This window comes from Sutterella wadsworthensis 2_1_59BFAA (assembly GCF_000297775.1).
GTDB classification, from domain to species: Bacteria; Pseudomonadota; Gammaproteobacteria; order Burkholderiales; family Burkholderiaceae_F; genus Sutterella; species Sutterella wadsworthensis_A.
Map to the genome: position 1 here is coordinate 338884 of NZ_JH815513.1, position 23085 is coordinate 361968.

Here is a 23085-nt window from a genome sequence, read left to right on the forward strand (position 1 = left end):
GGCCATCATGAACCAACCCGACACCCGAACGGGCGCGGAGCCCGGTCCGTCCGCGCAGGCGGCCCAGCCTGAGCCCCACGCCCAGTCGCCCGCCGCCGAACGCAACCGCGGCCCGCAGACGCTGCGTTCCATGCTCAGCTTCAGCGAGCGCGTCGACCTGCTCATCCGCGTCGTACTTGCCGTGGCCGTCTCGATCGGCTGCTACTTCATCATCGAGCCGTTCCTCACCGCGATCGTCATCGCGGCGATTCTCGCCGTCGTCACATGGCCGCTCTTCGCGAGCGCCCGTTCGTCGGCGGGCGGCTCCACGACGCTGCCCGCGCTCCTGATGGTCTTCCTGCTCATCATCGGCGTGCTGATCCCGTCGAGCTTCCTGCTCATCGCGCTCGCACAGCAGATCCCCAAGGGCATCTCCGTCATCCGCGAATGGATCGCTAGCGGCTTCACGATTCCGCCCGCCATCTCCGAGATTCCGGGCATCGGCCCTTGGCTTCACGACCAGCTGCTCTTCGCGATCGACCCCGCGTCGCTCTCGACCACCATGCAGAAGCTCCTCGAGCCGCTCTCGGCCGCGCTTCTCAATGCAGCCGTCAACGTGAGCAACATCCTCCTGCAGCTCGCCCTCGTCACCTTCATCGTGTTCTTCTTCTACCGCGACGGCGCCTGGTTCGCCGACCGCGTGCAGGCCCTGATGAAGCGCGTCTCGGGCGACCTCTCGAACGAACTCACGAAGATCCTCGTCAACACGACCCGTTCCGTCGTCTTCGGCCTCGTGGGCACCGCGCTCGGCCAGGCCGTCGTCGCAGGCATCGGCTTCTGGATCGCAGGCGTGCCTGGCATCCTCATGCTCTGCACACTCGTCTTCGTCCTCTCGATCGTCCCGATCGGACCTCCCCTCGTCTGGGGCCCGTCCGCCATCTGGCTCTACTCGCAGGGCGAAACGGGCATGGCCGTCTTCCTCGTCCTCTGGGGGCTCCTCGCCGTCTCGAGCGTGGACAACTTCCTCAAGCCGATCCTCATCGCGCGCGGCTCCTCACTGCCCCTCGCCCTCATCTTCCTGGGCGTCTTCGGCGGCGTGATCGCCTTCGGCTTCCTCGGCCTCATCCTCGGCCCGATCCTGCTCGCCGTCGGCCTCTCCATGCTTCAGGCATGGCTCAAGAATCCGATCCTCGCCGCGAAGCTTGATCCCGACCGTCCCCGCAGAAGCAGGCGTCCGATCAAGCTGGAGAAACGCGAAAGCACTCAAACCAAGGGAAATTCCCTAGATAATCCATCTGATCAGGAAAACACCTCCGAATAACTACGGAAAGTGTTGCGTATCAAGAGGTTGCAGAACTGCAACCTCCTTTTTTAGGACCCGATCAGGCCCTTTTGAAGCTCCTTTTTGCCTGAAGCAGTACGTAAAAACCTTCAGGCGCGATCCTTGACAGTAGGGCATACTAGCAACTGTATTCGGAGGACCGCCCTCAGGCGGAGTCTGTTACAGAGCGGCCCTACCCATAAAAACACTCAACAACCAAAGGATTTGGAGTTTCTTATGTCGATTCAAAGCTGGGTCGCCATTGCCGTGACGCTCGTTACGGTCTGGGCCCTGATCAAGCGCTATGAAACGCGACTGGTGCTTCTTGCCGCCGGTCTCTTCCTCTGCTGCATTAGTCTTGACCCGATGTACGGTCTTGACGCCATGGGCAAGTCCATGACGAACAAGTCCCTCATCATGGCAATCTGCGGCTCGATGGGCTTTGCCTTCGTGGCTTCCTACACGCAGTGTGACCGTTCTCTCGTTCACTACCTCGCCTCCCCGATCCGCGGCCTCGGCATCTTCCTGCTGCCGGTCTGCACGACGATCACGTTCTTCATCAACATCGCCATTCCGTCTGCCGCCGGCTGCGCTGCCGCCGTCGGTTCGACGCTCATTCCGGTGATGCTCCGCGCCGGCATCAAACCGGCCGCCGCCGCTGCTGCCGTTCTCGGCGGCACGATCGGTTCGTACCTCTCTCCGGGCACGTCCCACAACGTCTTCGTCGCCAACATGGCCAAGATGTCTGAAATGGACTTCATCGCCTATCACTCCACGTTCTCCCTGATGTGCGGCGCCATCCTCATCGTCGGCATTGCTCTCGTCGCCTTCATCCTCGGCGACCACAAGGGTGACAAGAACGCCCAGGTCGACGAATCCAAGCTCCAGAAGATGGACTTCGTTCCGTCCCCGCTCAAGGCCATCGTTCCGTTCGTGCCCATTGCCATCCTCGTGCTCGGCAACACCTGCCTTCCGGCCATCAAGATGGGCGTTGCCCAGGCCATGCTGATCGGCGCCATCGCCGCTCTCGTCATCGCCCGCGCCAACCCGCAGCAGCTCACGAAGGAATTCTTCAGCGGCATGGGCAAGGGCTATGCCGACGTGATGGGCATCATCATCGCCGCCGGCGTGTTCGCCGCCGGTCTCCGCGCCACGGGTCTCATTGACGCCGCCGTCGCCGCCCTTAAGGACTCCAACGAATTCGCCCGTTGGGGCGGCTCCCTCGGTCCGTGGATCATGGGCGTCATCACCGGTTCCGGCGACGCTGCCACCCAGGCCTTCAACGAAGCTGTGACCCCGCACGCCGAATCCTTCGGCATGACCATCCCGGGTCTTGGCGGTCTCGCCTTCCTGACCGGCGCTCTCGGCCGCACGATGTCCCCGCTCGCCGGCGTGACGATTCTCGTGTCCGGTATCGCCATGGTCTCCCCGATCGAAGTCATCAAGCGCACCGCCGTTCCGTGTATCGTCGCTGTCGTCGCCTGCGCTCTCCTGATGGTCTAATTCATCAGAGCCTGAAGTCCTCTCCGAGAGCTTCATGACAGAGACAAGAAGGGCCGTTCCGAAAGGTGCGGCCCTTTTCATTTCCCTCTTTCTCCCCGTCTCTCGCCTCTCGTCCTGCAGCGCCGCCCGCCCGACCCGCAACCCCCTGCTCCACGCACCTCATCTCCTCCCGCTCCCGCCCCCAGAGACTGCGAAGGACCTTCCTGCGTGTCCGCGCCTGCCCATCCTTCACCTTCCCGCGGGATCCTCGGCACGGCAGACGACTGCAACCGGAACACCTCTCTCGCCGCCCCCCGCTTCCTTGCGCTCATCGCCGCAGCTCCTCCCAACGTGATCATCACGGCGAGGAACTCACGAGACTCGTGAAGGAAATTCGTGCGAGGAGATCAAGCATCTGCACGACTCCTTCATGAACGTCATGACCAAGCAGGAATCCGACGGTCAAACGTTCCGTCCGCTTTCAGAAGCTTGAAAAAGCTAGACGAAACCGATGAGGGCTGTTTGATGCAGCCCGCTACTGCCCGAATTGGGTAGGGACTAGAATGGGGGGGGGGGGATACGGCCCCCCAGAATCCCCTTCCAATCGATTGGGAGGGGATTATCAATTCCGTTCAGATCAGCGGGTGCGCACGAACACCTGGGTGTGGATGTGATCGGCGGGAATCGTGCGGTACTGCAGGATGATGTTGCGCACGTACTCGACGAAGATTTCGGAGCCGCAGAGATAGACGTCGCTTTCGGCGTCCATGCAGGCGTGACGCAGCGTGGCGGGCATCAGCTTACCCGTGAACTGGTAGTCCTGGCCGACGTGTTCGTCAAAGCGCGGTTCGGTGTAGCCCACGGCCATGCCGCTGTCGGGAATAAGCTTGATGAGGTTCTTCGTCTCCTCCTGAAGCGGGAAGTGCTCGCCGTTCTTCGTGGAGTAGATGAGATGCACGCGGCGCAGCGGGTGGTCGGTGGCGATCTCGGAGAGCATCGCGACCATCGGGGTGATGCCGATGCCTTCGGCGATCATCACGACGGGAGTTTCACGGTCGTCAAGAACGAAGCCGCCAGCGGGTTCGGAAACCTCGATCTCGTCGCCGACGTGCAGGCACTGGGCGAGCTGGGCGGAAAGGGCGCCGCGGTCGTTGTCGAGCACCTTGATGGTGATGCGGTAGCAGCCTTCGTCGGGCGTGCTGCAAAGCGTGTAGGCGCGCGGCTCAAAACCCTCGAGGCGAAGCGCCACGCCCTGGCCGGCGCGGAAGGCGGGAAGCGGCTGCTCGTCGGCGGGCATCAGCGTGAAGGTGGTCGTGTCGACGCATTCTTGCTTGCGGTTCATCACCTTGAACTTGCGCCAGCCCTTCCATTCGACGAAGGCCGGGGCCTTGACTTCATCAACGTGAGCTTCCTTCTTTTCGAAAAATCCGAACATGATGCTTCTCCTTTTTAATTCTTGCGCAGGCGTTTCGAGCGCTTTGCAAATGGCTTTCAGCTGACGCCCGGTCTCGGCGTCCTGTTGTTTAAAGCATACCCCTAACTACTACCACCTAATCCTTTCGCATCGACTTTTGTTGATCTTTTAGATAAACCAGACTACCCCTTACAGATCCACTACCCTTTTCGGTATAGGAATCAACCCTTATCAACCCCTTTCGTGCGCAGACACTGCACTCGGGAAGTCCTCCCTGCGCAGCGTTTGAAATGAAAAAATCAAAGAAAAACGGCCGTCCCCCGCAAGGGAGACAGCCGTCTTCGTCAATTCAGATGAGGTCCGTCCGTCAGATCTTCAGGATCTCGCGGCGGTAGTACTGAAGCTCCTCGATGCTTTCCTCGATGTCGGAGAGGGCCTGGTGCTTCGTGGCCTTCTGGATGTTGCGCGTCTTTTCGGGAGCCCAGCGGCGGGTGAGCTCCTTGAGGGTCGAGACGTCGAGGTAGCGGTAGTGGAAGTACTCCTCGAGGTTCGGGAGCCAGCGCGCCATGAAGCGGCGGTCCTGGCCGATCGTGTTGCCGCACATCGGGCTCTTGCCCTGCGGCACGAAGCGGCGGAAGGTCTCGAGGAAGATCTTCTCGCACTCGGCCTCGTCGATCGTGCTTTCCTTCACGCGGGCCACGAGTCCGGAGCGGGTGTGCGTGTCGGTGTTCCAGGCGTCCATGCCGTCGAGGACCTCGTCGCTCTGATGCACGGCAACCACGGGGCCCTTGTGCAGGATGTTCAGATTCTTGTCGGTGATGATCGCCGCGACCTCGATCACGCGATTCACCTCGGGCTGAAGCCCGGTCATCTCCATGTCGATCCAGATCAGGTTGTCGTCCGAATACGCGGGATCTCGTTCAATGTCGTTCGTCATGGGTAGTCGTTTGTCCAAAAGAGGTTCGAGCAGAGGCGCTCCGCCCCCCGCGTCTTTCCTGCGGGGACGCCGATCCGCCATAATATAGGATTATCGTCCCTTTCATCACGCCCGTCCGCGCAGTCCGTCCCATGTCCCTGCACGCCACCTTCATCGAGCACACCTTCGTCAGCATCCTTGCGCTATACGTGACGCTCGAGTGCGCGGTCACGATCCTGCAGACCCGCGCGGCCGAGAAGTCGTGCGGACGCGTGCCCGAGGGCTTCGAGGAAAAGCTCACGCTCGCGGGCATTCGAAAGGCGGCGGACTACACGGGCGAACTCGCCCAAGCGAACCTTCTGCTCACCGTGGTGGGCGCGGGCTTCGCGCTCTTCATGACGTTCGGCAACGGCCTCAACGTCTTCACGGCCGTCATCGAGACGATCATGGGTCCGGGCATTCCCGCCGACTGGGTCCTCATCAGCCTGATCGTCCTCCTCATGCTCCTCATCGAGCTTCCCTTCGGATGGTGGGCCCGCTACCGCGTCAAGGAACGCTACGGCTACATGCGCGAGCCGCGCATGCGTTGGCTCTCGCGCACCCTTTCAGAGGCCCTCTGGGGCTGGCTCGTCTTCATGCCCGTCTCCGCCGCGCTTCTCACCATCTTCGAATACGCGGGCGGCGACTGGTGGAAGCTCGCATGGGGCGTCTGGCTCGTCTATCTCCTCTGGCGCTGGAAGCTCTCGAGCGTCTACGGCGTCTTCTGGAAGCGCCGGAGCCGCCCCTATGCGAACGCCGAAACCCGCGAGGCCGTTCGGGAGAGCCTGCACCGTCAGGGCATCACCATGACCGAAATGGTCGTCATGACCCGCCCCGCCTCCTGGGACCACTCCAACATCGTGCTCTCGGGCTGGGGCCTCAGGCGCCGCGTCATCGTCTTCGCGCACGTCGCGCACCTGCTCAGGAAGGACGAGATCGTCGCGCTCGCCGCCCACGAGGCCGCACACGTGCGCCACTTCCACGGCGTGCTCCGCCTCCTCATCAACGTCGCCGTCTCCTACATCTTCTGCTGGCTCGCGGGCTGGGGCGCCACGCACGTCCAGTTCTTCGAGGGTTTCAACTATTCGCCGATGCTCACGCTCGACATGCCCGGCACCCATGCGGGCAGCGTCTGCGCGGTCGCGCTCGTCGTCTTCCCCATGCTTCTCTACCCGCTCTCGCCCCTGCTCAACCTCGCCGCACGCCTCATGCAGTACGACGCGGACCTGCACGCCGCGCGCATCGCGGGACTCGACCCGATGATCAGCGCCCTCGTGAAGCTGCACAAGGACACGACGACATCTCTCTCGCCGTCCCTCGTCTATTCGCTCTTTCACTACAAGCGTCCGCACCCCGGCATGCGCGTTGCGAACCTGCAGCGCCTCAAGCGCCTGTCGGCGCCCGGCGGCCGGCTCGAGCACCTCTTTCCGAAGCCCGCCGAGCCCCGAGCGCCCGAAGCGGACTAAACTACCTCACCAGCAACCTTTCTTCGCGGCTCACGTCCGCTCACGAACCTCAGCTACTGTCCCATGACCAAAACTCCGTCCCGCAAGCACCGTCCGACCGCCGAAGCTGCCGCCCCCCTCATCACAGGCCGCGTCACCGCAGGCCACGGCCGCCACTACTTCGTGACGACGGAGGACGGCGCCGTGCTTGAAGCCCACCGCCGCGGCAAGAAGGGCGACGTCGTTGTGGGCGACGTCGTCGAGTGCACCGAACCGGTCTCGGGCGTCTCCGCCATCGAGTCGATCCGAGAGCGCCGAAACCTTCTCTACCGCTCCGACGAATGGCGCATCAAGTCGCTCGCCGCCAACATCGACCTCGTCTGCATCGTCTTCGCGTCCCGCCCGACCTTCAACCCCTGGTTCATCTGGAGGGCGCTTCTCGCCGCCCATCAGGCAGGCATCCCCGCGCTCGTCATCCGCAACAAGGCCGAACTTGCCGAAGGCGCCGAGGAGGCTGCGGCCGCCGTACGCCTTCTCGAGTCGATCGGCCACGACGTCATCACGGTCTCCGCCACGGGCGAGCCCGAGGCGACCCGCGCCCGCCTCATCGAGCGTCTCGAAGGCCGAGCCTCGCTCCTCGTCGGCCAGTCGGGCATGGGCAAGTCCACGATCCTCAACCTTCTCGTCCCGCACGCCCAGGCCGCCACGCGCGAATTCTCCGTGGCCCTCAACCTCGGCAAGCAGACGACCACCGCCGCTCGCTGGTACGACGCCAAGTACGACGACTGGCAAGGCAGCGTCATCGACACCCCGGGCTTCCAGGAGTTCGGCCTCGCACACCTCTCGCTCAACGACATCCTGCGCGCCATGCCCGACATCGCAGCGCACGTCTCGGGCTGCCGTTTCTTCAACTGCCGGCACCTCGAGGAGCCCGGCTGCGGCGTCAAGGCCGCCGTCGAGGCGGGCGAGGTCGACGAGGCGCGCTACGCCTTCTACAGGTCGCTCGCAGTCCACGCCGACACGCTGCCTCTATAATCATTCAATTTCCCCGAAACGACTCCCGCAGAAACGTTCCACAGAGGTCCACCGTCATGGCCGAGGTCATTCCCATCGCTACGAATCCCGCCCCCGTGCGCAGTCTTCCGGTTCCGCAGACAGGCGCCGTGCGACGCTCGGTAGGCCACTGGACCGACACCCGCGGACGCCCCCTGAGGGACCTGCGCATCTCGGTGACCGACCACTGCAACTTCCGCTGCCGCTACTGCATGCCCAAGGAGAAGTTCAGCAATCCCCACGCCTTTCTCGCCCACACCGAGCTCCTCACCTTCGAGGAAATCCTGCGCATCGCGCGCATCGTGGTCGCCAACGGCGTCGAGAAGTTGCGCCTCACGGGCGGCGAGCCCCTGCTCAGAAAGGGCCTCGAGGAACTTGTCGCAGAACTGCGCAGGCTCAGGACGCCCGACGGCCGCGACATCGACATCGCGCTCACGACGAACGCCTCCATCCTTCACAAGAAGGCGCAGGCCCTGCGCGACGCGGGCCTCGACCGCGTCACGATCAGCCTCGACGCGCTCGACGAAGGCATCTTCCAGAGCTTCAACGACGTGGGCTTTCCCGCCGCCAAAGTGCTCGACAACATCAGGCTTGCGGCCGACATGGGCTTTCGCGTCAAGATCAACACCGTCGTCAAGCGCGGAGTGAACGAGTCCGAAATCGTCCGCATCTGCGAACACTTCCGCCACACGGGCATCATCCCCCGCTTCATCGAGTACATGGACGTGGGCACCTCCAACGGCTGGCGCATGACCGACGTCGTTCCCTCCGCGGAGGTGGTCGGGATGATCCGCGCAAAGTGGCCCGTCGAGCCCGTCGGCGCCAACTATCCGGGTGAAACCGCCTCCCGCTGGCGCTATCTGGACGGCGCTGGCGAATTCGGCTGCATCTCCTCCGTCACCCAGGCCTTCTGCGGCGAATGCTCCCGCGCGCGCCTGAGCATGGACGGGCGCCTCTACCTCTGCCTCTTCGCGACCGAGGGCTACGACATCCGCACGATGCTCCGCGGCGGCGCCACCGACTTCGAGATCGAGCAAGCGCTCGGCCGAATCTGGTCCGCCCGCGACAACCACTACTCCGAGCTCCGTTCGCTCGGTCTCGCGCCCGAGCGCGCGAAGATCGAAATGAGCTACATCGGCGGGTAGTTTCGCCTAGGCATCTTGCCTTAGTCCTTCACCTTTTCTCCCGTTCAGTGGGACAGAAGGCGTTCGCGTCCGTATACTTGAATACCCGAACACAAGTCTTCGGTCATCCGGCGGCCAGGCCGCGCTTTTTTTTTGCGCCCGTTTTCTTCACCCTGCCAGGCCCCCTTCTCGATGACGCGCCCGCCGCGCCCCCGCCCGGCGAACAATCAATATAAGAAAGGGTCCCCCTTATGTTCAGCAATCCCACTGCGATCACCTTCGTCGGCTATCTGCTCGTCATGGTGTGCGTCGGCTTCTACGCCTACTACCACACCCGCAGCTACGGCGACTACATTCTCGGCGGACGTAGCCTCGGCGGCTTCGTGACGGCCCTTTCGGTCGGCGCCTCCGACATGTCCGGCTGGCTTCTGATGGGCCTGCCCGGCGCCGTCTACCTCGCCGGCATCTCCCAGTCGTGGATCGGCATCGGCCTCGTCCTCGGCTCCTACATCAACTGGTGCGTCGTCGCCTCCCGCCTGCGCGTCTACACGGAGAAGACCCACAACGCGCTCACGCTCCCCGACTACTTCTCGCACCGCTTCGAGGACAAGCAAAACCTGCTGCGCATCATCGCCGCCGTCGTGATCCTGCTCTTCTTCACGATCTACTGCGCCTCGGGCGTGGTCGCGGGCGCCCGCCTCTTCGAGAACACCTTCAGCATGTCCTATGAGACGGCCCTCATTCTGGGCGCCGCCGCCACGATCTGCTACGTCTTCGTGGGCGGCTTCCTCGCCGTCTCCTGGACCGACACGATTCAGGCTCTCCTCATGTGCCTCGCCCTGATCGTGACGCCGATCGCCGTCATGTACGACCTCGGCGGCTTCACCGCCGCCACCGAGTGCGTCGCGAGCGTCGACATCAAGATGCTCAACATCCTCGAGGGCCACACCCTCGTGGGCATCGTCAGCCTTCTCGCCTGGGGTCTGGGCTACTTCGGCCAGCCGCACATCCTCGTGCGCTTCATGGCCACCCGCTCCATCAAGGTGATCCCGAACGCCCGCCGCGTCGCCACCCTCTGGATGAGCTTCTGCCTCTCGGGCGCCGTCGCCGTCGGCTTCTTCGGCGCGGCCTTCTTCGCCGAGCACCGCGACGTCGCCTCCCTCGTCGAACAGAACCACGAGCGCGTCTTCATCGTCCTCTCGGGCCTTCTCTTCAATCCCTGGATCGCCGGCATCCTAATGTCCGCCATTCTCGCGGCCGTCATGTCCACGCTCTCCTGCCAGCTGCTCGTGTGCTCGTCGACTCTCACCGAGGACTTCTACCGCACGTTCATCCGCCGCAACGCCTCCCAGCGCGAACTCGTCTGGTTCGGCCGCAGCATGGTGCTCCTCGTCTCGGTCGTCGCCGTCTGGCTCGCCCGCGACCCCAACAGCCTCGTGCTCTCCCTCGTCTCCTACGCCTGGGCGGGCTTCGGCGCGGCCTTCGGCCCCGTCATCATCATGTCGCTCTGGTGGCGCCGCATGACGCGCAACGGCGCGCTCGCGGGCATGATCACCGGCGCCGTCACGGTCCTCGTCTGGAACCACTACGCCTGGCTCGGCCTCTACGAAATCCTTCCGGGCTTCGTCTTCGCCCTCATCGCCATCGTCGTCGTGAGCCTTCTCGACAAGGCTCCCTCCAAGAGCATCGCGAAGACCTTCGACGAAGTCCAGGCCGCCGTGCGCAATCCCGCCTGACCGCTTCAGGCCTGCCACGATTGAAAAGAGGAGCCTCGCGCTCCTCTTTTCACATCCGACCCGAATGCAGTCCGTGCAGGCCAAATCCGTTAGAATCTCCTGCACAACGCTTTTCGGGGAAGCCGCCGCAGCGGCCGTCCCCATCCCGCTTTCCGCGGCGCCCGCAACCGGCTGCCGCATGACCTTCATTCATGGCACGCTCTTCACATCTTGCGGCCCAGCGCCGCGAACTCAGCTTCATCCTCAACCGCCTGACGGCCTATACGACCCTCGCCGACCGTGACATCCTCGAGCGGCGTCTGCGCACGATCCTCGAGAAGCCGCTCTCCGACGACTTCTACATCATGGCCAACGAAGTCTTCGACAAGATCGAGGCCCAGCATCCTTCCGTCGCCAACGAGGCCCGCGGGAACTTCTACGGCATGCTCTCCGAGGTGAAGTACGAATACAGGACCCCGACCGAGTCCACATCGATGCTGATGGTCGGCCTGATGATGAGCACGTTCTTCAAGACCGCCTGCCCCAACGTCACGCTCTCGCAGGAAACCGCCGACAAGGTTGTCGAGATCCTCAAGAAGCACTACATCAACCCGAAGGCCAAGATCACGATCTTCCATGAAATGCTCCGCAGCAACCAAGGGCCCGCCAACGATACCGAGACGGCGGGCAGGCTCACGCGTGCGATGGCCGAATGCAAGGGAACCCTCTACACCAAGGAACACCTCGACGTACCCGAAGGCGAGGATGACCCCATCGCCGCGCTTGAGAACGAACGCATCTACGGCCTCTACCTGCGCCACCTCGTCATCACCGTAACCGTGCCTGCGGGCGAGCTCGCCGTCGTGCATCCCTACCGCTGGTGGGACACCACGCGCCACCCCGAGTTCTGCGTCAGCGGCCACTTCGATCCCAACCAGATCCTCAAGAATCCGTTTGCGTTCGACATGCAGGAGGCCCTCAAGTCCAACATCGCGTCCTGCCAGACGATCTTCACGGAACCCATGCCCCTCGTCAAGGGACTCGACTTCTTCGAGCAGCAGCTCTCGCCCTTCCGCATCTACCCGCTCCTTACAAATGCCGTGCAGACGGCGGATTGCGAGCCCGACCAATTCTGCGCCTCGATCGCCATCTTCTGCTCGCGTCCCGACGCGGCCAAGATCTACGCCTCCGAAATCCGCATTGCACTCTCCATGGAGACCTCCCGCGACCAGCCCTTCTCGGGCGACTGCATCTCCTTCCAGGACACGGGCGTCGACCTCAACACATACGCCACCAACTTCGAACGCTTCTTCAACATGCTCGGCCTCACCGACGTCGTCATCCACGAAGAGCCCCGCTACTATGAATACGAGGACGAGGGCGGCCGCATCTACGTGAACGCCCGCGGCGTCTCCATGCCGCTCAACCCAAACTTCGCCCCCGTCATGCCCGCACACTTCCTCAACTGACGCGCGGCACATGCAAAAAGACGGCCCTGCGCTTCCTGCGCGAGACCGTCTTTTTCACGAAACCCCTCCCCCTGCACTTGCAAACATGGAGCTGACCATGTATTGCCAACCCGAGCACCCTCCTGCTTGGCACCATGGCCTCTGCTGACTTCTCACGGCAAGCTTTACTCCATCGCCCTGTTGGGGCGATGTCCGTGAGGCCTCCTCGGGCAAGGACACGCTCACTCCCCTCATGCAGCTGCCTCATTGCGCATCGCGACGCACACACTGCGAAGGGGCTTCGCCGTTGCCGGCGAAGCCCCTTTCGTCATGAGCAGCTCACGAGTCGGACGGATCCGAGCACCTCAGCGTCACTGAGCGGCCTTCTCCACGTCGAACGTGAACCTGCCGTCCTTCGCGCCCACGCGGATCGTGTCGCCGGGACCTGCGGAACCCTCGAGCATGACCATCGCAAGACGATTCTCGATGTGGTCCTGGATCGCGCGCTTGAGCGGACGTGCGCCGTAATGCGGATCGAAGCCCACTTCGGCGAGTTCCGCCATGGCCTCGTCGGTCACCTCGAGCGTCACGTCCTGGGCGGCCACGCGGGCCTGCAGGCTCTTGAGCTGGATCGCGGCGATGCGACGGATGGCCTCGCTGCCGAGCGAGTTGAAGATCACGATCTCGTCGATGCGGTTGATGAACTCCGGACGGAAGTGCTCGCGCACCTCGGTCATCACGGCATTCTTCACGCTCTCCCTCGACTCGCCGATCATCTCCTGAATCTCGGAGGAGCCCAGATTCGAGGTCATGACGATCACGGTGTTCTTGAAGTCCACCGTGCGGCCCTGGCCGTCGGTCATGCGGCCGTCGTCAAGCACCTGCAGCAGGACGTTGAAGACATCGGGATGAGCCTTCTCGACTTCGTCAAGAAGAATCACGCTGTAGGGATGACGGCGGACGGCCTCCGTCAGGTAGCCGCCTTCCTCGTAACCCACGTATCCCGGAGGCGCGCCGATCAGGCGGGCGACGCTGTGCTTTTCCATGAACTCGCTCATGTCGATGCGCACGAGCGCATCCTCCGTGTCGAAGAGGAACTGCGCGAGCGCCTTCGTGAGCTCGGTCTTGCCGACGCCCGTCGGGCCGAGGAAGAGGAAGCTGCCGTAAGGACGGTTCGGATCCGAAAGCCCTGCACGGCTTCTCAGAATCGTCTCGGCCACGCGCTTGACGGCTTCGTCCTGCCCCACGACGCGCTCCTCGAGCGCATCCTTCATGTGCAGGAGCTTCTGGCGCTCGCCCTCCATCATCTTCGCGACGGGAATGCCCGTTGCGCGACTGACGACTTCGGCGATTTCCTCGGCACCCACGGTGGTTCTGAGAAGCTTCGGCTTGGGCGCATCGCCCGCTTCGGCCTTCTCGGCCTTCTTCAGGCGTTCCTCAAGCTTGGGCAGAACGGCGTACTGAAGCTCGGCGAGCTTTTCGTACTGGGCCGTGCGGCGGTACTCCTCCATCTGGTGACGCGTGCGGTCGATCTCGTCGCGGACGCTCTTGGCGCCGAGCGCCTCGCTCTTCTCCTTCTTCCAGACCTCCTCAAGGTCGGCATACTCGCGGGAGAGCTTGTCGATCTCGTCCTCAATCGCCTGCAGACGCTTCTTCGAGGCGTCGTCGGTCTCCTTCTTCATGGCCTCGCGCTCGATCTTGAGCTGGATCAGGCGGCGGTCAAGCTTGTCGAGAGCCTCGGGCTTGGAATCGATCTCCATCTTCACGCGGGCCGCGGCCTCGTCGATCAGATCGATGGCCTTGTCGGGCAGGAAGCGGTCGGTGATGTAGCGGTGCGAAAGTTCGGCCGCGGCCACGATGGCTGGGTCGGTGATCTCGACGCCATGATGCGCCTCATAGCGTTCCTGCAGGCCGCGCAGAATGGCGATCGTGTCCTCGACGCTCGGTTCGTCGACCAACACCTTCTGGAAGCGGCGCTCGAGGGCGGCATCCTTCTCGACGTACTTGCGGTACTCGTCAAGAGTGGTCGCGCCGATCACGTGCAGCTCGCCGCGCGAGAGCGCGGGCTTGAGCATGTTGCCCGCATCCATCGAGCCTTCCGTCTTGCCGGCGCCCACCACGGTGTGCAGCTCGTCGATGAAGAGGATGATCCTGCCGGACTCGGCCGTCACTTCCTTCAGAAGCTTCTTGAGACGCTCCTCGAACTCGCCGCGGTACTTCGCACCCGCAATCAGGCCCGCCATGTCGAGCGAGAGAATGCGCTTGCCGCGAAGGCTGTCGGGCACCTCGTTGTTGACGATGCGCTGCGCCAGACCCTCGACCACGGCCGTCTTGCCCACGCCGGGCTCGCCGATCAGGACGGGGTTGTTCTTGCTCCTGCGCTGCAGGATCTGCATCGTGCGGCGGATCTCGTCGTCACGACCGATCACGGGATCAAGCTTGCCCTGACGGGCGCGCTCGGTCAGGTCGACCGTGTATTTCTTGAGCGCCTCGCGCTGGCTTTCCGCATCGGGGTTGTCGGCCTTGTCGCCGCCGCGGACGGTTTCGACCGCCGCTTCAATGGCAGCGCGAGTCAGCCCTGCATTCTTCGCAAGACGGCCCGCCTCGCTCCTGTCCTCCGTGAGGGCGAGAAGCAGCATTTCCGTCGAGATGAACTCGTCGCCGCGCTTCATCGCCTCCTTCTCCGTGAGGTTGAGGAGGTTCATGAGGTCGCGCGAGATCTGCACGTCGCCGCCCGTGCCCGAAACCTTCGGCAGGCGCTCGACGGCCGAGTTCACTTCGCGCGTCAGGCTCTGGACGTTCACGCCCGCACGTTCAAGAAGGCTCCTGCTCGAACCTTCACCGTCGGCGAGCACAGCCGCCAGAATGTGCACAGGCTCGATGACCTGGTTGTCATGAGCAAGCGCGAGCGACTGGGCCTCGCCCAACGCTTCCTGGAATTTAGTCGTTAACTTGTCTTGACGCATGTTCTTGTTCCTTCGAAAACCCCTGCATGGGACCGCATTGACTCTGCCTGCGATCACGGGATTCTCATCTGATGTCCCTACCTATATGGGGATAGAGCAGGACATTTCAAGATGCCTGGACATTGAAGTTGCTACAGAGTTTGTCCGGCGTCAAGACTCTCGGAGAGACGAAATGAAACGACCCCGTCTGGTGCAAGACCGGCGGGGCCGTGAGCGTTCAGGCTGCCTTCCCGTGCTCAGAGCGAGCGGACGGCCGTCCAGCCCGCCCAAGTGCCCGTCAGGCTCAGCAGCAAATGCGAGGCCATGTGCACGCCGGCCCTGATGAAGGCGCCCGACGTGATGAGCGAGAAGGCTTCAGCCGAAAAGGTCGAGAAGGTCGTCAGACCTCCGAGAAAGCCCGTGATGACGAAAAGCCGTACGGCGGGCGGCAGCTCGGGATTCGCGCTCGTCCAGGCGAGTGCGGCGCCGATCAGAAGGCCGCCCGCGGCATTGGAGGCGAGCGTTCCCCAGAGCATCCATCCTGAGAGCGGATTGAGGAAATAGGAGAGCATCCATCGGCAGACGGCGCCGAGTCCGGCGCCCGTACCGACGGCGAGGATCACGAGCCAGAGCGGCCCGTCCCTGGTCATCGTGCGGCCTCACCCCAGCGACGCCTGGCCTCTTCGTCGCTCTCGCGCGCGTCGACCCAGCGCTCGCCCTCGGGCGTCCTCTCCTTCTTCCAGAAGGGGGCCTCGGTCTTGAGCCAGTCCATGATGAATTCGCAGGCCTCGAAGGCCTCGCGGCGGTGCGCGCTCGTGACGACGACGAGCACGATGTGCTCGCCCACGGCCATCTCGCCCACGCGGTGGATGACCGTCACGCCGCAGACGTCCCAGCGTGCCCTTGCGCGCTCGACGATGCCCGCGAGCGCCCTTTCGGTCATCGCGGGATAGTGCTCGAGCGTGAGATGCGTGACGTCGTTGCCGTCATTGCGGTTTCTCACCACGCCCACGAAGCTCGCCACGCCGCCCGCTTCGGGAGAGGACTCGATGAGCCTCTCGATCTCCTCGCCGGGATTGAAGTCCGCCTCGCTCACGCGAATGGTCGTCAGGGACATGATCAGCCTCCGGTCACCGGCGGAAAGAAGGCGACCTCGTCGCCCGCCTTCACGGCGTCGTCGGGCTCGGCCATCTCCTGATTGACGGCCGCGCGCACGCGGCGCGCATTGCCGAGCGCAGTCGCATACGGCTCGCCGCAGCCGCGAAGCCACTCGCGAAGCCCTGCGACCGTCGTCACGTCCTCAGGCACCTCAAGCTCCTCCTGCGCACGACCGAGGGCGTCGCGCAGAAGCGCAAAGTAAAGGATGCGGATCTTCATTTTGTTATGTCCTCTTTTTCTTGTGTTTCAGGTTTGCGCATTTCGAGCCACTCTCAGGCGAAGAACTGGCAGAACGGGTAGTAGCTGACCATGTCGCCCTTGCGGACGGTGCCGCCCACGGGAATGTCGACGAGACCGTCGGCCCAGGCGCAGGAGGAAAGCACCTGCGAATTCTGCGTGTGATAGAGGTCGAGCCCGCCCTCGTCGTTGCGGCGCACGCGCACAAACTCCTGACGGTCGCCCGGCTTGAGCCAGTCGAAGTCGGCTCTCACGGCCATGGGCTTTACGTCGATGTCGGTGAGGCCCATCGTCCTCAGGAGGTAGGGTCTGGCCATCATCAGGAAGACCACGAAGCCCGCAACGGGATTGCCCGGACAGCCTATGAAGGGCACGCCGCGCACCTCGCCGAACGCGAGGGGCTTGCCGGGCTTGAGACGGACGCGCCAGACGTTGAGCGAACCGACTGCTTCGACCGCCGGCTTGATGTGGTCCTCTTCGCCCACGCTCATGCCGCCCGTCGTCAGGATGACGTCGGCCGAGGCGGCCGCGCTCTCGAAAGCCTCGATCGTGGCCTCAAGCGTGTCGGGCACGCTGCCCAGGTCGAGCGCCTCGCAGCCGAGCTCCTGAAGGAGGCTGCGGATCATGAAGCGGTTCGAGTTGTAGATGCCACCCGGCGGCAGGGGTTCGCCCGGTTGCACGAGCTCGTCGCCCGAAAAGAAGATGCCGACTCGAAGACGGCGGTAAACCTTGACGTAGGCGCGGCCGATGGACGCGACCATGCCGATCGCGGCGGGCGTCAGGCGGGCGCCCTTCTTGAGCACGACGCCGCCCTGAGGCACGTCGGAGCCGCGGCGGCGGACCCATGCGCCCTCGCGCACGGGGGACTTGAAGCAGACGCCCTCGGGCGTCACCTCGACGTTTTCCTGGGGCACGACCGTGTCGGCACCCTCGGGCATCGGCGCGCCCGTGAAGATGCGCGCGACGCTGCCCTGCGCAAGCCTTGAGCCAACCTGACCGGCGGGAATGCGGTCGGAAACGGGCAGCACGACGGGATGATCTTTGGACGCCTCAGCCAGCTCGGCCGCTCTGACCGCGTAGCCGTCCATCTGGGAGTTGTCCCATCCGGGAACGGCGATAGGGCTCACGATGTCTTCGGCGAGCACGCGGTGGGTTGAATAGAGGAGCGGAACGGTTTCCATTCCCTCGACGGGCACCGCCTTCTCCATGAGGCGGCGCAGGGCTTCGGCGTAGGTGATCATAGGCTTACAACAAAATCTGCAACGGCTGCAGGGTCGTTGATGTCGAGCCGCGGCACCCTTTCGTCCGGCTCCTCGAAGTCGGAGGCGACGGCCACCACGTCGTCATGCATGAGCGAGAGTCTCGGATTGGCCTCGCACGCCCTGCGTCGGACTTCAATTTTAGGGAATGCGCCCTCGTTTTTAAACCCCTCCACAAGGATGACGTCGACATCCGAAAATCTGGCAAGCAGCTCTTCAACCGACGGCTGTTCAGGCGTTTCAACGAGCATGGCCCATCTTCGGTCGCTGCGCACGATCACCTGCGAGGCACCCGCCTCCCTGTAGCGCCAGCTGTCCTTGCCGGGCTTGTCCATGTCGAACCCGTGGTGCGCGTCCTTAAGCGCCGCGACCCGGAAACCGCGGCGGGTGAGTTCCGCCGCAACCCGGGTCGCAAGGGTCGTCTTGCCGCTTTCGGAAAAGCCGACGAACCCGACCGTTTTAGGCATCAGGGCGCTCCGTCAGCCTCTCGATCTCCTCTCGGACCGCCGCTTCACACGCAGGCGTCTGGACCTTGCGCAGCGGACGGCTGAAGAGGTCGGCCATGTCCTCGGGCGGCTCGACGGCAACGCCCGTGGCCTGCCTGACCATCCTCGGGAACTTGACGGCCTGAACCGTCTCGACGCAGAGCGTCTTGACGCCGACGGGATGGAGGTAGATGCCCGAGAAGAGCGCGTCGGCCGTGTGCGGGTCGACGTACGTGTCGTACTCGAGGTGCATCTGCTCGATGATCTCGAGGCGATTCGGATGGTTCGAGGAACCCGACACGACGCCCGACAGGCGGACCTTGCGGAATTCCTCCGCCGTGAGCGTGAATTCGCCCTTCGTCTTCAGATCCTCGGCAAGCTCCCTGACACGGGTGCCGTCGCGGCCGAGCACGTCGAAGAGGAAGCGCTCGAAGCTCGCGGCGCGCGAGATGTCAGTGGAGGGCGAGGACGTTGCGATCGTCTCGCTCGAGGGCTTCGGCGCATAGCGACCCGTGCGAAGGAACTCGTCCATCGCGTCGTTTTCGTTCGTGCAGACGATGAGGCGCATGATCGGAAGCCCCATCTTCTTGGCGACCCAGCACGCGTACGCATTGCCGAAGTTGCCGCCCGGCACCGCGAAGACGACCTCCTCGCCCACGCGTTCGACGGCCCTCAGATAGCCGTAGAAGTAGTAGACGATCTGCGGCACGATGCGGGCCCAGAGGACGGAGTTGATCGCGCCGAGGCCGTGGGCCTTCGCGTACTCGCGATCCTCGAGGATTGTGCGCACGATGTCCTGGCATTCGTCGAACGTGCCGTTGACCTCGATGTTGACGACGTTCGGATCTTGATTGGAATAAAGCTGCGCCGCCTGGAACTGGCTCATGCGGTCCTTCGGGGAAAGCATGACGACCTTGATGTTCTTGTGCCCGCCGAACGCGGCCTCGGCCGCAGCCCCCATGTCGCCCGTCGTGGCGCCGAGCAGCGTGCGCGGGCGCCCCTGGGCGAACGACGTGTCGAAGAGCCTCGACATGAACTGCAGGGCAATGTCGTCGAAGGCAAGCGTCGGACCGTTCGAAAGCTCGAGCAGGCCGACCTGGTCGTGGAGCCACTTCACGGGCGTGATCTCCTCGGCCGTGAACATACCGCGGGTGTGGCCGAAGTTGCCGGCCTGATAGGCTTCGGAGCAGATCTGCCAGAGATCCTCCTTCGGGAGCTCCTCGGCGAAGAGGCGGATGACCTCGAAGGCGAGCGAGGCATAGGAGAGGCCGCGCCACGTCATCAGGGTGTGGGCGTCGACCTTCGGGAACACCGCAGGCACGTAGAGGCCGCCATCCTCGGCATAGCCCTCGAAGAGAATGTCGCTGAACGAGAAGCTCGATTCGAGGCCTCGGGTGGAAATGTACTGCATTAAACCTCCTTGAAAAGGGGGAAATAGTCGCTGTCACTCATCAGGCAAATGACGATAAAGCCATACTACCTGAAAATCATTCTCCGAAAACTTAAAGAGACGGTTTTTTACGGAACCCAGGCATTTGACCTACAGCGAAATAGGTGCTTTCGAGCAGATGCTCACGCGAAACACCCGTCCACTCGATCGTAATTGTAAGTCTTGTCGACCTTCAGACAGAAGGGGGACGCCCGCCGGCCACCGAACCTCTACAATGACTTCATTGACAATAGATTAGAGAGAAACGCCATGCCGCTTCCGAAAAGACCCGCCAAGCGAGGGGACGTGCTGACCGACTACGGTCCCGAAGCCGATCTGACCAAGCCCGCCGGAAAGGCTGCGCCCAAGGCCGCAGCCAAACCGTCGCAGGCTCCCGAGACGGCTTCGAAGCCCCGCCGCACGACGAGGAAGACCGTGAAGGCCGCGCCTGCCGAAACGACGAAGACTGTCACCGCGCAGGAGACTGCCGCCCCCAAATCGACGGCGAAGACGCCCGCGAAGCCCGCCGTGAAGAAGCCCCCCATCAAAAAAGCCGCAACCGCAGTGAAGCCCCAGACGGCCCCCGCAGTCGCCGAGTCCGACGTGCGCGAATCCAGGCACTCCAACCGCCGCGGACGCGCCGCAACGCCCGCCGACAAGCGCAAGCTCTTCGTGCTCGACACCAACGTGCTGATCCACGATCCCATGAGCATCTTCAGCTTCGCCGAGCACGACGTCTTCCTGCCCATGACCGTGCTCGAAGAGCTCGACAACCACAAGAAGGGCACGAGCGACGTCGCACGCAACGCGCGTTCGGTGAGTCGCAGCCTCGATCAGCTGATGGAGCTCAACGGACACGATCTGACACAGGGCGTGCCGCTCTCGCTTCTGGGCAACAAGGAAGCGACGGGCAGGCTCTTCTTTGAAACCCACGCCGTCGACGTGCCGATTCCCGCCGCACTGCCGACCTTCAAGGGCGACAACCGCATCCTCGCGGTCGTCAAAGGCGTTGAAGGCGCCTTCCCCGATCTGGCCGTCGTGCTGGTGAGCAAGGACATCAACATGCGCATCAAGGCGACGACGTTGGGCATTCCCGCGGAGGACTATCTCTCCGACAAGGTGCTCGACGACACCGACATGCTCTACTCGGGCCGCATGGCGCTGCCCTCCGACTTCTGGACGACCGTCGGCAAATCCCTCAAGTCCTGGCAGGACGACGGCACGACGCACTACCGCTTCGAGACGAAGGAGGCCGGCCGCTACGTCGTCAACATGTGTCTGACGATCGAGGGCGACCCCGACTTCATGGCCATCGTCACGAGCGTCGAGCCCGACGCGGTCACGATCCGCCTGCTGCGCGACTACCGAACCCGCCTCAAGGTCTGGGGCATTCATGCGCGCAACGCCGAACAGAACATGGCGCTCAACCTGCTCACCGATCCCGAGATCGACTTCGTCACGCTGCTCGGCCAGGCGGGCACGGGCAAGACCCTGATGACCCTTGCCGCCGCCCTCACCCAGACGATCGACGAGCGCCGATTCTCCGAAATCATCGTGACGCGCGCGACCGTCAGCGTCGGCGAGGACATCGGCTTCCTGCCCGGCACCGAAGAGGAGAAGATGGCGCCGTGGATGGGAGCGCTCGAGGACAACCTCGAGGTGCTTCACCGCTCGGAAAACAGCACGGGCGGCGACTGGGGTCGGCAGGCGACGCTCGACCTCATCAAGGCCCGCATCCGCATCAAGTCGATGAGTTTCATGCGCGGACGCACCTTCCTCAAGAAGTTCGTCATCATCGACGAGGCGCAGAACCTGAGCCCGAAGCAGATGAAGACCCTCATCACGCGCGCGGGCCCCGGCACGAAGATCGTCTGTCTGGGCAACATCGCCCAGATCGATACGCCCTACCTGACGGAAGGCAGCTCCGGCCTCACCTACGTCGTCGAACGCTTCCAGGGCTGGCCGCACGCAGCCACGATCACGCTCACGCGCGGCGAACGCTCGCGTCTGGCGGACTTCGCGACTGAAGCCCTATAAAAAACTTGCAAGGCTGGGAATTGGGAGTTATCATCCAAGTACATCTTAACTCAAGCCAACATCAGGAAAACGTCTCCGAACGTACTGAAATCACCAAAAGTTAAGCTTGATTCCGGCCACTGTCTGATGCAAGATCCGACATCCGGGAAGAAAAAGGCGTCGAAAGGCGCCTTTTTTGTTGCCTTTTTCACGCTCACAAGGGAAATCCCTGAAAATTGACAGCACTCCAAAGCCTAGCCTATCATGCTATAAAACAATCACTACCCCATGCAAAATTCCATACATGAGGAATCATCATGAAGGCATGCGACTTAGAGGAAAAAACCAACCACCTTCAAGCTTGCGTTGCGATTGACCTTGGCGCGCGTTACACAGGCACCTTCTCCATCCTGCATAAGTCGAGTCATCTGCCTTCCAAAGACGACTGTCGCGCCGCAACCTACGTGCTGCCGGAGGACGGCGGCAAGATGACCTATTCTCAACGAAACCGCACTGCTGTCCGACATCGAATTCGTGGAAAGAAGCGTTTTGCACTCGCGCGTCGCATGGCCATGCTCATCATCCGCGAGAAGCTGGCCGCAAAGAGCGTCACGCTCACTTCTTCGGAAACTCGCCGTCTTGCTGAAGCGGTCGGCAGTCTCCTGCGCCGTCGTGGCTACAATCGTCTCGAAACCGAAACCGACAACGACCTGACCGTCCTTGAAAACATCGAGCCTGAAGTGTTTTCCGAGCACGAGATTCTTGGAAAGTATTTTTATGCAGGAACCGATCTCGCCATCCAATGGGAAACACTATCGCAGGATCTGAGCAAAATCTCCTCGCTCCTTGCCGAACGCCTTTCCGAGAAAGACTTCAAGAAGTATCTGACAGGCTTGATTCCCGACGACAAGAACAAGATCAAGCACATCATCAGTGTGTTCAAAATGCTGATCGACGAAGCGGAATCGATCAACATGCAGTGCGTTCTCGGACACAAGCACCGCACTCAGTACCTTTCCGACATTCATGCCGACATGCATCGGGACACCCGTCTGTCGAAGGCTGCTGAGGCTTTCGGCGGCGTGGACCGCCTGTGGCGGCTTCTGGGCAACCTCTCGAATCTTCAGCTTCGCGCCCATCGCTGGTATTTCAACGCTCCCCACCTCTTTGACGATCAGGCACTTGAACCGGCCAGACTGCAGAAGACGCTGGTACGCGCATTCAAGTATCTTCATTGCCCGCAAGGCGTCGAATCCCGTGCACAGGCCGAACTCGTGAAGGAGCTCGAAGAAGCGGACGACATCATTGACGCACTGTGCACCATCGATCCCGTCCGCACGATTCCGCCCTACGAAAATCAGCAAAACAGACGGCCGCCCTTCGATCAGACGCTGTACCTGTCTCCCGATCTGGGAGTGTCAGGATTTCTGTGTCTGGGGAGGTTATTCCAGGGGCAGCCCAACGAGGCTGCCCTTTGTTTTTTGTGATGCAGTATGCCAGACCTGATGCGATAGCGCGGGTAGTCTAATCATACCCCTTGTCTTACTCCATGGCACCTGTAAAGCGCTCGCCAAACAGCAGAGCGAACTGAGGCATGGCAGCAGACCACCTGGCTGTAGC

At 62.8% G+C, this 23085-nt stretch carries 18 protein-coding genes; 9 read left to right on the forward strand and 9 right to left on the reverse strand.

Annotated elements, in window-relative coordinates; translation table 11 throughout:
* Window positions 1-7: 7 nt before the first annotated feature.
* Window positions 8-1300, forward strand: a complete 1293-nt coding sequence (locus tag HMPREF9465_RS01570) for an AI-2E family transporter (RefSeq protein WP_005433431.1) — start codon at window positions 8-10, stop codon at window positions 1298-1300.
* A 237-nt stretch (window positions 1301-1537) separates the two neighbouring features.
* Window positions 1538-2803: a C4-dicarboxylate transporter DcuC gene (gene dcuC / locus HMPREF9465_RS01575; RefSeq protein WP_005433433.1), complete on the forward strand. Its 1266-nt coding sequence runs from the start codon at window positions 1538-1540 to the stop codon at window positions 2801-2803.
* A 616-nt stretch (window positions 2804-3419) separates the two neighbouring features.
* On the opposite strand, the gene HMPREF9465_RS01580 is transcribed toward dcuC, so the two are convergent.
* Together HMPREF9465_RS01580 and orn are read right to left on the reverse strand one after the other, a co-directional pair.
* Window positions 3420-4217 carry an FAD-binding oxidoreductase gene (locus HMPREF9465_RS01580; protein ID WP_005433439.1) on the reverse strand — a complete coding sequence of 266 codons (798 nt, stop codon included), beginning with the start codon at window positions 4215-4217 and terminating at the stop codon, window positions 3420-3422.
* 346 nt (window positions 4218-4563) lie between these two features.
* Entirely contained in the window at window positions 4564-5133 is a 570-nt protein-coding gene (gene orn / locus HMPREF9465_RS01585; RefSeq protein WP_005433445.1) for an oligoribonuclease, read from the reverse strand.
* A 131-nt stretch (window positions 5134-5264) separates the two neighbouring features.
* On the opposite strand from orn, the gene HMPREF9465_RS01590 reads away from it, so the two are divergent.
* The 5 genes from HMPREF9465_RS01590 (at window position 5265) to HMPREF9465_RS01610 (ending at window position 11957) form a co-directional block, all read left to right on the forward strand.
* The gene (locus HMPREF9465_RS01590) at window positions 5265-6617 is read left to right on the forward strand and encodes a M48 family metalloprotease (protein WP_005433446.1); all 1353 of its coding nucleotides are present in this window, start codon (window positions 5265-5267) and stop codon (window positions 6615-6617) included.
* A 63-nt stretch (window positions 6618-6680) separates the two neighbouring features.
* Window positions 6681-7631, forward strand: a complete 951-nt coding sequence (rsgA, locus tag HMPREF9465_RS01595) for a ribosome small subunit-dependent GTPase A (protein WP_005433447.1) — start codon at window positions 6681-6683, stop codon at window positions 7629-7631.
* 56 nt (window positions 7632-7687) lie between these two features.
* On the forward strand, window positions 7688-8794 hold the full coding sequence (gene moaA / locus HMPREF9465_RS01600) for a GTP 3',8-cyclase MoaA (RefSeq protein WP_005433448.1): 1107 nt from the start codon (window positions 7688-7690) through the stop codon (window positions 8792-8794).
* 230 nt (window positions 8795-9024) lie between these two features.
* Window positions 9025-10509 (forward strand): sodium/proline symporter PutP, encoded by a 1485-nt coding sequence (gene putP, locus HMPREF9465_RS01605; RefSeq protein WP_005433449.1) that lies wholly within the window; start codon window positions 9025-9027, stop codon window positions 10507-10509.
* 191 nt (window positions 10510-10700) lie between these two features.
* Entirely contained in the window at window positions 10701-11957 is a 1257-nt protein-coding gene (locus HMPREF9465_RS01610; protein ID WP_005433450.1) for a hypothetical protein, read from the forward strand.
* A 350-nt stretch (window positions 11958-12307) separates the two neighbouring features.
* Here HMPREF9465_RS01610 and clpB read toward each other — a convergent pair whose 3' ends face one another.
* The 7 genes from clpB to thrC all read right to left on the reverse strand — a co-directional run bounded on the left by clpB (window position 12308) and on the right by thrC (window position 19431).
* Window positions 12308-14902 (reverse strand): ATP-dependent chaperone ClpB, encoded by a 2595-nt coding sequence (gene clpB / locus HMPREF9465_RS01615; RefSeq protein WP_005433451.1) that lies wholly within the window; start codon window positions 14900-14902, stop codon window positions 12308-12310.
* Window positions 14903-15138: 236 nt separating this feature from the next.
* On the reverse strand, window positions 15139-15531 hold the full coding sequence (locus tag HMPREF9465_RS01620) for a fluoride efflux transporter CrcB (protein WP_005433452.1): 393 nt from the start codon (window positions 15529-15531) through the stop codon (window positions 15139-15141).
* Window positions 15528-15998: a molybdopterin synthase catalytic subunit MoaE gene (gene moaE / locus HMPREF9465_RS01625; protein WP_005433453.1), complete on the reverse strand. Its 471-nt coding sequence runs from the start codon at window positions 15996-15998 to the stop codon at window positions 15528-15530. Before moaE ends, HMPREF9465_RS01620 begins: the two co-directional genes overlap by 4 nt.
* 2 nt (window positions 15999-16000) lie before the next feature.
* Window positions 16001-16258 carry a molybdopterin converting factor subunit 1 gene (gene moaD / locus HMPREF9465_RS01630; RefSeq protein ID WP_005433454.1) on the reverse strand — a complete coding sequence of 86 codons (258 nt, stop codon included), beginning with the start codon at window positions 16256-16258 and terminating at the stop codon, window positions 16001-16003.
* Window positions 16259-16311: 53 nt separating this feature from the next.
* Window positions 16312-17517, reverse strand: a complete 1206-nt coding sequence (glp, locus tag HMPREF9465_RS01635) for a gephyrin-like molybdotransferase Glp (protein ID WP_005433455.1) — start codon at window positions 17515-17517, stop codon at window positions 16312-16314.
* On the reverse strand, window positions 17514-18002 hold the full coding sequence (gene mobB, locus HMPREF9465_RS01640; RefSeq protein WP_005433456.1) for a molybdopterin-guanine dinucleotide biosynthesis protein B: 489 nt from the start codon (window positions 18000-18002) through the stop codon (window positions 17514-17516). The genes glp and mobB overlap by 4 nt, the downstream gene beginning before the upstream one ends.
* Entirely contained in the window at window positions 17995-19431 is a 1437-nt protein-coding gene (thrC, locus tag HMPREF9465_RS01645) for a threonine synthase (RefSeq protein WP_005433457.1), read from the reverse strand. Before thrC ends, mobB begins: the two co-directional genes overlap by 8 nt.
* A gap of 288 nt (window positions 19432-19719) precedes the next feature.
* Here thrC and HMPREF9465_RS01650 point away from each other — a divergent pair, with 288 nt between their 5' ends.
* Complete coding sequence (locus HMPREF9465_RS01650; RefSeq protein WP_005433458.1) at window positions 19720-21486, forward strand: PhoH family protein; 1767 nt, start codon at window positions 19720-19722, stop codon at window positions 21484-21486.
* Between the two features lie 296 nt (window positions 21487-21782).
* Window positions 21783-22952: a hypothetical protein gene (locus HMPREF9465_RS01655; protein WP_005433468.1), complete on the forward strand. Its 1170-nt coding sequence runs from the start codon at window positions 21783-21785 to the stop codon at window positions 22950-22952.
* Window positions 22953-23085 lie beyond the last annotated feature (133 nt).

What these genes read in the sequence shown, in the direction of transcription:
- HMPREF9465_RS01570 (WP_005433431.1), top strand. Translation starts at nt 8, where the DNA reads ATGAACCAACCCGACACCCGAACGGGCGCGGAGCCCGGTCCGTCCGCG.
- dcuC (WP_005433433.1), top strand. Translation starts at nt 1,538, where the DNA reads ATGTCGATTCAAAGCTGGGTCGCCATTGCCGTGACGCTCGTTACGGTC.
- HMPREF9465_RS01580 (WP_005433439.1), bottom strand. Translation starts at nt 4,217, where the DNA reads ATGTTCGGATTTTTCGAAAAGAAGGAAGCTCACGTTGATGAAGTCAAG.
- orn (WP_005433445.1), bottom strand. Translation starts at nt 5,133, where the DNA reads ATGACGAACGACATTGAACGAGATCCCGCGTATTCGGACGACAACCTG.
- HMPREF9465_RS01590 (WP_005433446.1), top strand. Translation starts at nt 5,265, where the DNA reads ATGTCCCTGCACGCCACCTTCATCGAGCACACCTTCGTCAGCATCCTT.
- rsgA (WP_005433447.1), top strand. Translation starts at nt 6,681, where the DNA reads ATGACCAAAACTCCGTCCCGCAAGCACCGTCCGACCGCCGAAGCTGCC.
- moaA (WP_005433448.1), top strand. Translation starts at nt 7,688, where the DNA reads ATGGCCGAGGTCATTCCCATCGCTACGAATCCCGCCCCCGTGCGCAGT.
- putP (WP_005433449.1), top strand. Translation starts at nt 9,025, where the DNA reads ATGTTCAGCAATCCCACTGCGATCACCTTCGTCGGCTATCTGCTCGTC.
- HMPREF9465_RS01610 (WP_005433450.1), top strand. Translation starts at nt 10,701, where the DNA reads ATGGCACGCTCTTCACATCTTGCGGCCCAGCGCCGCGAACTCAGCTTC.
- clpB (WP_005433451.1), bottom strand. Translation starts at nt 14,902, where the DNA reads ATGCGTCAAGACAAGTTAACGACTAAATTCCAGGAAGCGTTGGGCGAG.
- HMPREF9465_RS01620 (WP_005433452.1), bottom strand. Translation starts at nt 15,531, where the DNA reads ATGACCAGGGACGGGCCGCTCTGGCTCGTGATCCTCGCCGTCGGTACG.
- moaE (WP_005433453.1), bottom strand. Translation starts at nt 15,998, where the DNA reads ATGTCCCTGACGACCATTCGCGTGAGCGAGGCGGACTTCAATCCCGGC.
- moaD (WP_005433454.1), bottom strand. Translation starts at nt 16,258, where the DNA reads ATGAAGATCCGCATCCTTTACTTTGCGCTTCTGCGCGACGCCCTCGGT.
- glp (WP_005433455.1), bottom strand. Translation starts at nt 17,517, where the DNA reads ATGATCACCTACGCCGAAGCCCTGCGCCGCCTCATGGAGAAGGCGGTG.
- mobB (WP_005433456.1), bottom strand. Translation starts at nt 18,002, where the DNA reads ATGCCTAAAACGGTCGGGTTCGTCGGCTTTTCCGAAAGCGGCAAGACG.
- thrC (WP_005433457.1), bottom strand. Translation starts at nt 19,431, where the DNA reads ATGCAGTACATTTCCACCCGAGGCCTCGAATCGAGCTTCTCGTTCAGC.
- HMPREF9465_RS01650 (WP_005433458.1), top strand. Translation starts at nt 19,720, where the DNA reads ATGCCGCTTCCGAAAAGACCCGCCAAGCGAGGGGACGTGCTGACCGAC.
- HMPREF9465_RS01655 (WP_005433468.1), top strand. Translation starts at nt 21,783, where the DNA reads ATGAAGGCATGCGACTTAGAGGAAAAAACCAACCACCTTCAAGCTTGC.